The sequence below is a fragment of the Kribbella sp. NPDC049174 genome (assembly GCF_043197365.1).
Classification (GTDB): Bacteria; Actinomycetota; Actinomycetes; order Propionibacteriales; family Kribbellaceae; genus Kribbella.
Genome location: NZ_JBICSZ010000001.1, coordinates 1,222,247 through 1,235,925, shown reverse-complemented (window position 1 = coordinate 1,235,925; position 13,679 = coordinate 1,222,247). Strand labels below are relative to the sequence as shown.

The 13,679-nt window shown below is 68.6% G+C and carries 10 protein-coding genes; 4 read left to right on the top strand and 6 right to left on the bottom strand.

Features of this window, described 5'->3' with window-relative positions:
• Positions 1 to 147 precede the first annotated feature (147 nt).
• The gene (locus ACGFIF_RS05665; protein WP_393151806.1) at positions 148 to 660 is read left to right on the top strand and encodes a DUF402 domain-containing protein; all 513 of its coding nucleotides are present in this window, start codon (positions 148 to 150) and stop codon (positions 658 to 660) included.
• 189 nt (positions 661 to 849) lie between these two features.
• Here the strand turns inward: ACGFIF_RS05665 and ACGFIF_RS05660 are convergent, their stop codons facing one another.
• A complete protein-coding gene (locus tag ACGFIF_RS05660) occupies positions 850 to 2,637 on the bottom strand; it encodes a LamG-like jellyroll fold domain-containing protein (protein WP_393151804.1) in 1,788 nt (595 codons plus the stop codon).
• Positions 2,638 to 2,792: 155 nt separating this feature from the next.
• Between ACGFIF_RS05660 and ACGFIF_RS05655 the strand changes: the two genes are divergently transcribed.
• Positions 2,793 to 3,287 carry a DUF402 domain-containing protein gene (locus tag ACGFIF_RS05655; RefSeq protein WP_393151802.1) on the top strand — a complete coding sequence of 165 codons (495 nt, stop codon included), beginning with the start codon at positions 2,793 to 2,795 and terminating at the stop codon, positions 3,285 to 3,287.
• Here ACGFIF_RS05655 and ACGFIF_RS05650 read toward each other — a convergent pair.
• On the bottom strand, positions 3,266 to 4,780 hold the full coding sequence (locus ACGFIF_RS05650; RefSeq protein ID WP_393151800.1) for a CocE/NonD family hydrolase: 1,515 nt from the start codon (positions 4,778 to 4,780) through the stop codon (positions 3,266 to 3,268). The two genes, ACGFIF_RS05655 and ACGFIF_RS05650, sit on opposite strands and share 22 nt — an antisense overlap.
• Before the next feature lie 158 nt (positions 4,781 to 4,938).
• Between ACGFIF_RS05650 and ACGFIF_RS05645 the strand changes: the two genes are divergently transcribed.
• The gene (locus tag ACGFIF_RS05645) at positions 4,939 to 6,846 is read left to right on the top strand and encodes a Na+/H+ antiporter (RefSeq protein ID WP_393151798.1); all 1,908 of its coding nucleotides are present in this window, start codon (positions 4,939 to 4,941) and stop codon (positions 6,844 to 6,846) included.
• Entirely contained in the window at positions 6,846 to 7,262 is a 417-nt protein-coding gene (locus ACGFIF_RS05640; protein ID WP_393151796.1) for an HIT family protein, read from the top strand. Before ACGFIF_RS05645 ends, ACGFIF_RS05640 begins: the two co-directional genes overlap by 1 nt.
• 16 nt (positions 7,263 to 7,278) lie before the next feature.
• Here the strand turns inward: ACGFIF_RS05640 and ACGFIF_RS05635 are convergent, their stop codons facing one another.
• The 4 genes from ACGFIF_RS05635 to ACGFIF_RS05620 all read right to left on the bottom strand — a co-directional run bounded on the left by ACGFIF_RS05635 (position 7,279) and on the right by ACGFIF_RS05620 (position 13,678).
• Positions 7,279 to 8,946, bottom strand: a complete 1,668-nt coding sequence (locus tag ACGFIF_RS05635) for an alkaline phosphatase D family protein (RefSeq protein WP_393151794.1) — start codon at positions 8,944 to 8,946, stop codon at positions 7,279 to 7,281.
• Positions 8,947 to 9,032: 86 nt separating this feature from the next.
• Positions 9,033 to 9,584, bottom strand: coding sequence for a HEAT repeat domain-containing protein (locus tag ACGFIF_RS05630; RefSeq protein WP_393151792.1), 552 nt, complete (start codon positions 9,582 to 9,584; stop codon positions 9,033 to 9,035).
• A gap of 110 nt (positions 9,585 to 9,694) precedes the next feature.
• Positions 9,695 to 12,472, bottom strand: a complete 2,778-nt coding sequence (gene acnA / locus ACGFIF_RS05625) for an aconitate hydratase AcnA (protein WP_393151790.1) — start codon at positions 12,470 to 12,472, stop codon at positions 9,695 to 9,697.
• Between the two features lie 273 nt (positions 12,473 to 12,745).
• Positions 12,746 to 13,678 (bottom strand): LLM class F420-dependent oxidoreductase, encoded by a 933-nt coding sequence (locus ACGFIF_RS05620; protein WP_393151788.1) that lies wholly within the window; start codon positions 13,676 to 13,678, stop codon positions 12,746 to 12,748.
• Between the last annotated feature and the right edge of the window lies 1 nt (position 13,679).

Here is a 13,679-nt window from a genome sequence, read left to right as displayed (position 1 = left end):
CGAGCTCCTCCCGCGGATCGTCCTCGAATGCTTGAGTCTATGCACCCCGCGCCCGGTTTCCGAACTCACCAGGGCACTCGGAGCAATCTCACACTCCAAGACGCCCACTCGGTCCGGTTAGTTCGGTCTTCACCTACAGTAATCGGCATGGAAATGGTGACCACGCTGTTCCGGAAGTACGACGGACAGCCACATCGCCTGGTGGAAGCGGTCCGGCTCGGCGAGGACGAGCACGGCCTGTGGGTCGGCTCGGTCCCCGGCACCCAGGGCCAGCGTGCCGACGGCGCCTGGGTCACCATCGACCACCACCGCGTCCGCCTCTTCCCGCACGGCCAATGGTGGAGCGCCCTCTTCAACGACGACCCCCACCAGACCCGCATCTACTGCGACGTCACCATGCCCGCCGAATTCGGCGTAGACACCGTCACCACGGTCGACCTGGACCTCGACATCCGCCTCATGCGCGACGGCTCGGTCCGCGTCATGGACGAAGACGAGTTCCACGCCCACCAGGTGAAGTACGACTACCCACCCCAGGTAGTAGCCACCGCCCAAGCCACCTGCACCTGGCTAGCCACCCACATAACCACCACAGAACCCTTCACCACCGCCTACAAGCCCTACCTGGAAATGACCCGCTCCCTGAGCACCGGCGTCTGACCCACGCGGACACGCGAACCCACCAAAGTGGCCAGCCGACCAGCCAAGATGCGTCTACGAACCACCGCGGCAGCATCCTGCAGGCAGACGCACCCCGCCCCACCGAAAGCCGCTGCTTTCACGGGGACCAACCCCGATCCCTGACCCTCGCCGGATAGGCCCCCCTACGTCGGCGAGGGTCGGGGACGACTAGGAGCCGCAGTTCGGGAGGCCGGGCCACTCGGTGCAGGCCTTGGTTTGGGAGAGGACGCCGGCGTAGATGCGGACGTCGTCGAGGCGGCCGATCAGTGGGGAGCCGGTCGAGCCGCCCAGGACGGTGCTGCCGGTGCGGGTGGGGGCGCTGTAGGTCTCCAGCCCGCGGGTCCTGAGGTCGACCGACACGGAGATCCTGCCGACCGGCTGACCGAGAGAGTCCTGTCCGGCCGTCTCGTAGGTGCCGATGAGCAGATGCCAGCCCTCCGGCGAGTCCCACTCACGGTCGACAGTCCCGGTGGCCACCGTCTCGGTGTCGGAATCGGCGTCGGCACGGGCGAACGACCACTCGCTGGTGTACTCGTCGATCGGCTTGTACTCGAGACGCCAGGTGTCCTTGGTTCCGGCGCCCTGGCGAGCGATGACCATCGGCTTCGAGATATCGCCGAGCTTGACCCATGCGGCCACCGAGAAGCTCGCGCTGCCGTCGATCACCGGCCGGCCGAGGCTGACGGACTCACGGGAGCCACCAGTCAACTCCAGCACCCGGCCACGTTCGGCATCGTCGACGAACGCCTTCGACTGGTCGGCGCCACCGAAGCCCGACACCGTCAGGTCCGCACCCCGCACCGTCTCCGCCGTCCGCCATACACGGTCGGTCCCACGTACGGCGGAGTCGAGCGGCCAGTGCGCCGCGATACCGGACTCGATCGGACCGCTGGGACTGCGCGGATCCAGCAGACCGGCGATCTCCTCGGTACGGAGTGCCCGCTGCCAGACCTGCACCTGATCCAGAGATCCGGCGAACCCTCCGATCGACGAACCCTGGAAGGTGCCCCGGCCCACAGTGAGCGTGCCGCCGGCCCTCCAGGCGTTGGCAGCCGGGAAGGCGGTGGTCTGCTGCAGGCGGCCGTTGACGAACAGGCGGAGTTCGTTCGCGGTGGCGTCGTACGACGCCAACAGGTGGGACCAGGCACCGTTGACCGGCGCGTCCTTCGACGAGGCGCGGTAGAGGGTCGGCGTCCGGACGTCAGCCGAGGTGCGGGCGAAGACCCAACGCTTGGTCGACGGGTCGTACCCAAGTCCCACCGAAGGACTGTTGATCCCGTTGACCGCGGCGACGATCCCGAGCTTGGTTGCACTCGTCGGCCGCACCCAGGCCGAGATGGTGAAGCTCTTCGAGGTGTCGACCACCGAGTCGGCGGCGGCTGCGTAGTCATCGGCACCGTCCAGGGCCACCGAACCCTGCAGGCGTCCCTTGCCGTCGAACGCGGCTCCGCCGTACAGGGTCAGCGGGTGCGTGAGACCGGGGCCGTCGGCTGCCGTCGTACCGCTGCCGTCGTCGAAGGCCCACGAACCGACCGGCCCCGGCGACGGTGCGACGTTGAACAGGAACGAGGTCACGTCGCTGAACTGCCCGAGCGAGTTGATGCTCTGCGCGTCCAGCCTGGTCAGGCCCCAGTCCGGCGGCCTGAGATCCAGCGTCGCGGTCGACCCGTCGACCGTGCCTTGGCTCCCGCCGACGAAGCGGTACTGGAAACGGACCACATCGGGCGACGTCGCGGTGAAGGTGAAGCTGACGGGGTCGTCGAAGACGACGGTCCTCGGACACACCGTCTGGTCGATGCAGTTGGTGAGCGGTGCGCCCTGGTACGTCGCGGTGACCGTGGGCGGCGTCGGCCGGTCGGCGGCGGTTGCCGTCAGCATCGACAGACCACTGACGAGTACGGCGACCAGCCCGGCCACCGCCAGTCTGACCCCGCGCCGACGATCCCACCCCACCATGAGCCCTCCCAGGCACCACTTCGTACGACGGACGAATCATCGTGGCCGGCCCTGGCCCGGGTCCACGAAACTGCAGCAACCTGCAATTTCTGTAACGCCGGGCCGGATGGTGCTGCGGGGGCAGGTTGCACCTGGGCGGGGATAGGTTGGGCGTTATGCGTGACGTCCGGGTCGTTTACCGCAAGTACGACGAGAAGCTGCATTGGCATCAGTGGATGCGGTGGTTGGGGGAGGATGAGTTCGGGGTTTGGCTGGGGGCGCCGGCGGACTCGGTGTCGCAGCGGGGGGCGGAGCCTGAGGTGAGGCACTCGCAGGCTCATGTGCAGTTGTTTCCGCGGGAGCGGTGGTTCACGGCGATCTTCAACGACGAGCCGCGGTCGACGGAGATCTACTGCGACATCACCACGCCGGTGGAGTTCGGTGAGGATGTGTTCACGATGGTGGATCTCGACCTGGACGTGATCAAGAAGCGCGACGGGACGATCATCATCGACGACGAGGACGAGTTCGCCGAGCACCAGGTGAAGTACGGCTATCCGGCCGACGTGATCGAGACGGCGCAGGCGACGTGCGACTGGCTCGCCACCCAGGTCGCGACCGAGGAACCCTTCCTGACCGTCTACAAGACCTATCTCGACCGGGTGCGGTGAACGCTCAGCGTCGAGTCCTTCAGTAGTAGCGCCCCGGGCAGTGGTCCGCGTTGGCCGGCGTACATGTCGGCGACCGGGGTGACGGTGAGGTAGAGGTTCTTGCCGGCCGGTACGTCGACCGCGATCGCCGGCAACTCGATCGACCGCCGCTCCCCCTTCACCACCCGCTTCTCCCGGAACGGCATCGTGTTGTTCTGCACGACCTTCGCGGTCAACGGATTCGTCCCGACGCTCAACGCGAAGAAGGCACCTGCGTCCGGCAGCAGGGTGTAGATGCGCGCGTCCAGCCGCGGTACGCCGGAGACCGTCAGCGGGCCGGCCGCGACCTTGACGCTGAGAGGGAGACCGGCACCGGTCGGGGTGAGGATCTTGCCGAGCTTGAAGCGTGCGTTCGCGACCAGGTTCTGTTGCGTCAGGCAACGACCATCCGCGGTCGACAAGTGATAGGCGCCGTACCCGGACAGGCCGGTTGCCTTGCCCAACAGCTTGGTGGACATGAAGCGCACCGCGAGCCCGGAGAAGTTGGACGATCCCAGCGCGACCGAACACGGCTCACCCGCAACAGCCCACCCCGGCGGCAGCACACTCGGCAGCGTGTGACCGCCGTTGTAACCGACGAAGATCGATCGCGCTCGGGCCCGCGGAGTCAGCGCCCGGTCGAAGTTCGACAAGCCCTGGTTCAGGTTGAACAGGTTGTCCGAGATCCCCTGACCGAACAGCACCGGGATGTCGAGCTTCCGCCCCTGCGCCACATGCCAAGCCGGACCGTTCTTGGCGAAGAACGCATCGAGATCGCGCCCCGCCTTCCCGGGCGGCCAAGCCCCGGTCGCGATCAGTACGACGAACGCCGCCGAGACCGCAGGTGGAAGGTGCGTCCCGCCGCCCGCGTACAGCAAGGACAGCCACATCGTCCGCGCCGCCTCGTCCGGAGCGAGGCTGCCCTTCAGATCCCACCAGGTCACCTCAGGCGCCAGCGCGTCGAACCTGGTCCGGCCGCTGTCCCGCAACTCCGTGAACGCACCGGCGAACTGGAATCCACCGCCGTACGATCCGCCGATCGCACCGATCAGCGGATCGCCGGGCCGTTGCTGCGTCACCCAATCGAGGCCGGCGACGAGGTCGACGAGCTTGATCACGTCGCGGCCCTCGAAGTCGGGGTTCATCACGTGTGCGACGCCGGTGCTCTCGCCGAAACTGCGCTGGTCGAAGCTCAGCACGCCGAAGCCCGCGTCGAGCCAGGACTTGAACGCGGCCGGGTCCTTGGTCCGGCTGCCGGCCCAGCCGTGACTGTGCAGGATCAGCGGGACGGTGTGCGATGCGGAGGCGCCCGCGGGTTTGAAGAGCGAGTAACAGATCCGCACCGGAGTGGTCGTCCCCGGCTCCGGCACCGAGGCCACGCAGCCGGCCGTGACCGCGGCGGCGGCAGGGAGCGCCACCAACGAGGAACCGAGCAAACCAAGGGCACCGGCCACTGCAGCCACACGACGATGCATCAGTCACTCCTCGTGATCGACGGATCCCGCTGCGCACACGCTAGACGACCGCGACCAGGCTGACCAGATCCCGGCTGCGGTCGAGCCGGCCAGCTCCCCGCTGCGCTCAGGGCGAACCGAGCCGCGCAAACCGGCTCGACGCTGCGAGACTGTGCTCCGTGCATATCGCGATCGAGGTCGTGGCCCTCGTCGCCGTGGTCGCGGCCGGGGCCGCACTGGCCCGGCGGCTCGGGACCTCGGCTCCCCTGCTCCTCGTCGTCATCGGGGTCGCCGCGTCGTACCTCCCCTTCGTCCCGCGAGTCGAACTCGAACCCGAGGTCGTCCTGGTCGGCTTCCTGCCGCCGCTGCTGTACGCCGCGGCGATCCGGACCAGCCTGGTCGACTTCACCAGACACCGGCGCTCGATCGGCCTCCTCTCGGTCGGCCTGGTCGCGTTCACGGCGCTCGGCGTCGGTCTGGTCGCCTGGTGGCTGCTCGGCGTGGTGGCCGAGGCGCAGGGCCAGGAGCCGCTGCCGCTCTGGGCCGCCTTCGCGATCGGCGCCGTGGTCGCACCACCGGACGCAGTCGCCGCGACCGCGATCGCCAAGCGGGTCGGTCTCCCCCGCCGCGTGGTCACGATCCTCGAGGGCGAGAGCCTCGTGAACGACGCGACCGCCCTGGTCTGTCTGCGGACCGCGATCGCCGCCGCGGCCGTCACCCCCACGGTCCTCGACGTCGGCCTCGACTTCCTCCGGGCGGCCGGCGGCGGAGTCCTGGTCGGCTTCATCGTCGCGATCGTCCTGGCCAAGATCCGCCGGCGCTTCACCGACCCGGTGCTCGACACCACCCTCAGCCTGACGGCGCCGTTCATCGCCTACATCGCGGCGGAGAACCGCTACGTGCACGCGTCCGGCGTCCTGGCCGTGGTCGTCACCGGTCTGATCCTCGGTCACAAGGCGCCGATCATCCAGTCGGCCAAGTCGCGGATGTCGGAGCGGACGAACTGGCGCACGTTCCAGTTCCTGCTGGAGAACACGGTCTTCCTGCTCATCGGCTTGCAGACCCGGTGGATCCTCGACGATCTCGCCGAGAGCCCGCTGCCGGGCTGGCTGATCGCGGCCGCCACGGTCGGGGTGTTCGCTGCCGTCGTCCTGCTCCGGCCGATCTGGATCATCCCGACCACGTTCCTGTCCCGGCGGATCCTCGGCCGGTCGCGGCCCGGGCCGATCTCGTGGCAGAGCCTGATCGTCGTCTCGTGGGCGGGGATGCGCGGTGTGGTCACGCTGGCGGCGGTGTTCACGCTGCCCGAGGACACACCGCATCGCGAGGTGCTGGTCTTCATCGCCCTGGCCGTCACCGCGGGCACGCTCCTGCTGCAGGGCTCCACCCTTCCCTGGCTGGTACGACGCCTGCGCCTGCCCGGCCCGGATCCGGCGGAGGACGCGCTGCAGGAGGCCGCCGTACTGCAAGGAGCTCATCGGGCGGCGATGGAGAAGCTGGAGGAGATCTCGTCTCCGGACGACCCGGCGGATGTGATCAGGGTGCTCCGTCAGCGCGGTGAGTCGCGGGCCGAGGCTGCCTGGGAGCGACTCGGCCGGCCCGAGAGCGAGTACGAGACTCCGAGCGAGGCGTACCGGCGGTTACGGATGGCCATGCTGGAGGCCGAGCGGGCGCACATCCTGAAGATCCGGGACGCGGGTCTGGTCGCCGACGAGGTGCTGCAGCGGGCGCAAATCGCGCTCGATGTCGAGGAGTCCATGCTGGACCGGGACGAGGACGACGACGTCGGTGGACAGTCCGAGGACCTGCGGCTGCCGCCGCCACCGGGCGGTGCCTGCGAGCACCTGGAGAGCGCACCGATGGTGCTGACGCCGAACACGCCCGACGGCTGCGAGGAGTGCCTCGCGGAAGGCGGGACCTGGGTGCACCTGCGGCTCTGCCTCGGTTGCGGGCACGTCGGCTGCTGCGACTCGTCGCAGGAGAAGCACGCCAGTAAGCACTTCAACACCACCAACCACCCGGTGATGCGAAGCTTCGAGCCGGGTGAGACGTGGCGCTGGTGCTTCGTGGACGAGAGGCTGGGCTGATGGCCGACTGTCTGTTCTGCTCCATCATCGCCGGGACGACGCCGGCTCAGATCGTCCTCGACACGCCTGACGTGGTCGGGTTTCTCGACGTACGGCCGGTGTTCAAAGGGCACACCCTGCTGGTGCCGCGCGACCACGTGCCGACGCTGGTGGAACTGCCGGACGAGTTGACCGTGCCGCTGTTCGGCGCGGCCCGGTCGCTCGCGGCGGCGGTGCGTACGGCGTTCGACGCGCAGGGATCGTTCGTTGCCGTCAACAACGTGGTGTCGCAGTCCGTCCCCCATCTCCACGTGCACGTGGTGCCACGGACGAAGGGGGACGGACTGCGCGGGTTCTTCTGGCCCCGGACCAAGTACGCCGACGATGCCGAAGCAGCGGAGTACGCCGGCAAACTGCGCGCGGCCCTGGCGGACTAGCCGACTGGCTGACTAGCTACGGCCGGGCGGTCTCCCACGCGACGGTGTCGTCCGCGGCGGCGGTGCCGTCCGCGGCGGCGAGGGTGCGCGCTGCGGCGGCGGCTGCGGCCGGCGGGTTGTCGGCGGTGAGGTTCAGACCCGGCTCGCGGTCCTCGATGGTGAACTGCGCCCGGGTGAAGACCTCGGCGTCCTTCGTCTGCACCTTGCGGACGGTGCGGAAGTCGGCGACCAGGGACTCGCGGGTGATCGTGGTGTTCACGTAGCCGCGGAGGTTGTTCTGGAACCGCAGGTGCGGGTTCCACTGGAACCACGGGTGCGAGCCGGTGGCCGAGTCCGCGCCGTCGCCGCCGCTGGTGATCGACGAGCAGACCAGCTCCGACCCCACCGTCCGCGACGTCGGGTCGTCGTAGTCCAGCTTCAGGTCCGAGGCCCAGTGCGCGTGCACGTCACCGGTGAGTACGACGGGATTGCGCACGCGCGCGTCGACCCAGCCACGGGTGATGCGGTCGCGAGAGGCGACGTACCCGTCCCACGAGTCCATCGAGGTCACCTTCAGCGGTCCCGAGTTGTTGTCGCGCTGGGCGAAGAACACCTGCTGACCAATGATGTCCCAGCGTGCCTCCGAACGGCGGAAGCCGTCGATCAGCCACTTCTCCTGCCGCTCGCCGGTGATCGAGCGCTTCGGGTCGACCGCGGCCGGGCAGTCCTTGTACCCGTCCCCGCAGCCCTGGTCGTCGCGGTACTGCCGGGTGTCGAGCATGTGGAACGTTGCCAGCTCACCCCACTTGACCCTCCGGAACAGCTGCAGGTCGATCCCCCTCGGCTTCGACGAGGCGCGCAGCGGCATGTTCTCGTAGTATGCCTGGAACGCGGCCGCGCGGCGGGCCAGGAAGCCGTCCTCGGGCTTCTCCGGCGTCTCGTTGGCCCAGTTGTTGTCGAGCTCGTGGTCGTCCCAGACCACCAGCCACGGCGCGACCGCATGGGCCGCCTGCAGGTCCAGGTCGGTCTTGTACTGCGCGTGCCGCTGCCGGTACGACGCCAGGTCGGTGGTCTCCGGTCCGGCGTGATCACGGATGTTCCCGCCCGGGGCGACGTACGCGCCCTTCGTGTACTCGTACTGGTAGTCGCCGAGGTGGAGCACCAGGTCCGGGTGGTCCTGGGCCAGCCGCCGGTACGCCGTGAACCAGCCGTGCTCGAACTGGGAGCACGACACGAACGACATCGACAGCTCGCGCGGCGTCGTACCGCGGGCGGGTGCGGTCAAGGTCCGGCCGGCGCGGGACACGTGGCCCTCGGCGCGGAAGCGGTAGTAGTACTCGCGGCCGGGCTGTAGCCCCTGCACGGTGACGTGGATCGCGTGCGCGTGCTCCGGCCGGGCGACGGCGACACCGGCCCGGACGACGTGGTGGAAGCGCGAGTCGGTGGCCACCTGCCACTGGACGGCGTACGCGCGACTCGGCATGCCGCCGAGGCCGTCCGGTGCGACCGGGTCGACGGCGAGGCGGGTCCAGAGCACGAAGCCGTCCGGCCACGGGTCGCCGCTGGCGATGCCGAGGGTGAACGGGTTCTGCCGGACCGGCGTCGCAGCGGCGGTGCTCGGGGTGGTCAGGGCAGTGGTCAGGCCGGCGACGGCCGCAGTGGAAGCCAGACCGGCTTTCAGGACGGATCTACGGGAGGTCTCCATGCGACCGACCGTTCCCGTTACTGATGTGCGGCGGCTGACATCCAGATGGCCAATGGGTGACACACCGCTTTCAGTGGCCGCCTCCCTCAGCGGAAGCTGCGGTCGAGCCGGGATTCCAAGCGGTCGAGGGCCTTCTCGGCGGCGGCGCGGACGGTGTGGTCGGGGTCGTCGAGGAGGTCCTGCAAGGCCTCGGCGTGCTCGGCCTCACCGGCTGCTCCGACGGCTCGGGCGGTGGTGGCACGGACTCGGGGCAGCTCGTAGGTCAGGCCTGGGAGCAATACGTCGACGAGTTGGCCGAGCTCGCGTTGAGCGGTGACGCGGGCGACATGCTCGCGAACGCGCCAAGCTTGGTCGTCAGCGGCTTGGCGGAGTGCGTCGACGGCATCCTCGCGCCAGATGTAGAGGAAGATCCGGGCCGCCCAGACGCGGGCCCAGTAGAAGTTGACCGGGTCGAGCTTGGCCCATCCCCCGACGGTCGGGCCGACCAGCCATTTCAGCTTGTCGACGTCGGTGGTGAATGCCTCGTCCGGGCTGACCTCGCCGGTCAGTACGGCGATCGCGAAATCGATCACCGCGTCCTCACCGTACTTCGCGCATGACTCGAGGACGATCTCGCGCGGTGGCTGCCGATCGGTCATGGACCCAGTAGACCCCAGCCCATCGACAATTCCGGCGTGCCGTCCGCACCAAGCGGAGAAGAAGCGAAGAGCCGGCCGACAGGTCGTCGGCCGGCTCCTCGGGTGGTTCGTCAGCTCGCGATCAGCGAGCGGAGGACGTACTGGAGGATGCCGCCGTTGCGGTAGTAGTCGGCCTCACCGGGGGTGTCGATCCGGACCACCGCGTCGAACTCCTTCTCCGACCCGTCGGGCGCGGTCACCTTGACGTGGACCGTGCGCGGGATGGTCCCGTTGTTCAACTCGGTGACGCCGGTGATGTCGAAGGTCTCCTCGCCGGTCAGACCGAGCGACTCCGCGTTCTCGCCCTCCGGGTACTGCAGCGGCAGCACGCCCATGCCGATCAGGTTCGACCGGTGGATGCGCTCGAAGGACTCGGTGATCACGGCCCGCGCACCGAGCAACGCCGTACCCTTGGCGGCCCAGTCACGCGACGAACCCGAGCCGTACTCCTTGCCGGCCAGGATCACCAGCGGCGTACCGGCCTCGGCGTACGCCTGGGCCGCGTCGTAGATCGTGGTGACCGGCGCGTCGGCCTGGGTGAAGTCGCGGGTGAACCCGCCCTCGGTGCCGGGCGCGATCTGGTTGCGCAGCCGGATGTTGGCGAACGTGCCCCGGATCATCACCTCGTGGTTGCCGCGGCGCGACCCGTACGAGTTGAAGTCCTTGCGGTCCACACCGTGCTCGGCCAGGTACTTGCCGGCCGGGCTGTCGGCCTTGATCGAACCGGCCGGGGAGATGTGGTCGGTGGTGACCGAGTCGCCCAGCTTGGCCAGCACCCGGGCACCGGCGATGTCTGTGACCGGCTCCGGGTCCTTCGCCATCCCATCGAAGTACGGAGGCTTGCGCACGTACGTCGACTCGGCGTCCCAGGCGAACGTCTTGCCTTCCGGCGTCGGCAGCGACTGCCAGCGCTCGTCACCGGCGAACACGTCGGCGTAGTCCTTGGTGAACATCTCCTTGTTGATCGAGGAGGCGATCACCTTCTCGACCTCGTCGGCGGCCGGCCAGATGTCCTTCAGGAACACGTCGTTGCCGTCGGTGTCCTTGCCCAGGGCATCGGTCTCGAAGTCGAAGTCCATCGTCCCGGCCAGCGCGTAGGCGATCACCAGCGGCGGCGAGGCGAGGTAGTTCATCTTCACGTCCGGGTTGATCCGGCCCTCGAAGTTCCGGTTGCCGGACAGCACCGACACGACCGCCAGGTCGGCCTCCTGCACGCCGGCCGAGACCTCCTCGGGCAGCGGGCCCGAGTTGCCGATGCAGGTGGTGCAGCCGTAGCCGACCAGATGGAAGCCGAGCTTCTCCAGGTACGGCGTGACGCCGGCCTTCTCGTAGTAGTCGGTGACGACCTTCGAGCCGGGCGCGAGCGACGTCTTCACCCAGGGCTTGCTCGACAGGCCCTTGTCGACGGCGTTCTTGGCCAGCAGCGCGGCTGCCAACATCACCGACGGGTTCGAGGTGTTGGTGCAGGAGGTGATGCTGGCGATCACGACGTGACCGTGGTCGAGCTCGACCTCCTGGCCGTTCAGGCTGATCTTCGTCTTCTTCGACGGGCGGCCGTTGCCACTGCCGTGCGGCACGTGCGGCTCGTCGTTCACGTTGCCGTGACCGTTCGGCGCGTCACTGGCCGGGAAGCTGCCGGTCTCTGACGGGTCGACGTCCAGCTCTTCGGTGGCGTAGTCGACGAGCGCGCCGCGGAAGCCTTCCTTGGCCTCGCTCAGCGCGACCCGGTCCTGCGGCCGCTTCGGGCCGGCGATCGAGGGGACCACCGTCGACAGGTCGAGCTCGAGGTACTCCGAGAACCGCGGCTCGACCGCCGGGTTGTGCCACAGGCCCTGCTCCTTGGCGTACGCCTCGACCAGCGCGACGTCGTTGTCGGAGCGGCCGGTCAGCCGCAAGTACTCCAGCGTCACGTCGTCGATCGGGAAGATCGCGCAGGTGGAGCCGAACTCGGGGCTCATGTTGCCGATCGTGGCCCGGTTCGCCAGCGGCACCGCGGCGACGCCGTCACCGTAGAACTCGACGAACTTCCCGACCACGCCGTGCTTGCGCAGCATCTGCGTGATGGTCAGCACCACGTCGGTCGCGGTCGCACCGGCCGGGACGGACCCGGTCAGCTTGAAGCCGACGACCTTCGGGATCAGCATCGAGACCGGCTGGCCGAGCATGGCCGCCTCGGCCTCGATACCGCCGACACCCCAGCCGAGCACGCCGAGGCCGTTGACCATCGTGGTGTGCGAGTCGGTGCCGACACAGGTGTCTGGGTACGCCTGGCCGTTGCGGACCATCACGGTCCGGGCGAGGTGCTCGATGTTCACCTGGTGCACGATGCCGGTGCCGGGCGGGACGACCTTGAACTCGTCGAACGCGGTCTGGCCCCAGCGGAGGAACTGGTAGCGCTCGCGGTTGCGCTGGTACTCCAGCTCGACGTTGCGCTCGAACGCGTCCTGCCGGCCGAAGACGTCGATGATGACCGAGTGGTCGATGACCAGCTCGGCCGGGGCCAGCGGGTTGATCTTGGTCGGGTCGCCACCCAGCTCGGCGACCGCCTCGCGCATGGTGGCCAGGTCGACGACACACGGCACACCGGTGAAGTCCTGCATGATCACCCGGGCCGGGGTGAACTGGATCTCGGTGTCGGGCGCCGCGTTCGCGTCCCAGTTGCCGAGCTTGGTGATGTGCTCGGCGGTGATGTTCGCACCGTCCTCGGTGCGCAGCAGGTTCTCCAGCAGCACCTTGAGCGAGTAGGGCAGCGTCTCCGCACCCTCGATACCCGCCAACCTGAAGATCTCGTACGACTGTCCGCTGACCTCGAGTGCCCCCTTGGCACCGAAGCTGTCGACGCTCGCCATCAACCTGCTCCTCTATCCGGTCCTGTTCCGCTGTGCTCATCCTGCCGAGCGCCCGGCCCGGCCGCGAGGTCAGGTTCCCCTAACCCGCACCCACAAACTCTCTCGACATCAAGATACACGACATCGAGCCACCCCAGCACCCCATTCCCCGACCTGTGGACAACCGCTGCGGCCGCCGTACCCGAGCCGCGGAATTGTTCCGACTTACGCGGTCCAAGTCGGAACAACTCCCTCGTCGTTCCGACTTCTGCCGGCTCGGGAGCGGCCTACAGCTCAGGACACCTGTGGGAGGACTTCGGCGGCGATGAGGTCGAGGTGGGCGAGGTCATGGAGATCCATGATCTGGACGTACTGGCGGGCGGAGCCGACGGCAGCGAATTGGCCGAGGCGGTCGACCACCTCGGCGGGGGTGCCGGCGATGGCGCCGGACTTGAGTTCCTCGACGTCGCGGCCGATGGCGGCGGCGCGTTGCTTGACCTGGGCGTCGTCCTTGCCGACCACGACGGTGTGGGCGGTGGACAGGGCCAGCGTGTCGGGGTCGCGGCCGATCGCCTCACAGGCGGCCCGGACGCGCTTGAACAGGGTCTCGGTCTCCTCGACCGAGCGGAAGCCGGCGTTGAACTCGGCCGCGTGCTGTGCGGCGAGGGACGGCGTACGCTTCTTGCCCGCTCCGCCGACGATGATCGGCGGGTGCGGCTGCTGGACCGGCTTCGGCAGCGCCGGGGAGTCGGTCAGCTGGTAGTGCTTGCCGTCGAAGTTGTACTTCTCCCCCACCGGCGTGTCCCACAGGCCGGTGATCAGCTCCAGTTGCTCGGTGAGCAGGTCGAACCGGCCGGGCGTGTCCGGAAAGTCCAGGCCGTACGCCTTGTGCTCGGCCTCGAACCAGCCGGCGCCGAGCCCGAGCTCCGCGCGACCGCCGCTCATCTGGTCGACCTGGGCGACGGTGATCGCCAGCACGCCCGGGTTGCGGAAGGTCGCGGAACTGACGAGTGTGCCGAGCTTGATCCGCTTGGTCTCGCGCGCCAGCCCGGCCAGGGTGACCCACGCGTCGGTGGGTCCGGGCAGCCCGTCGTTGTCGCCCATCACCAGGTAGTGGTCCGAACGGAAGAACGCGTCGAACCCGTTCTCTTCGGCTTTGCGTGCCACCGCGAGCTGGTCGTCGTACGAGGCACCTTGCTGGGGTTCGGTGAAGATCCTGAGAAGCATG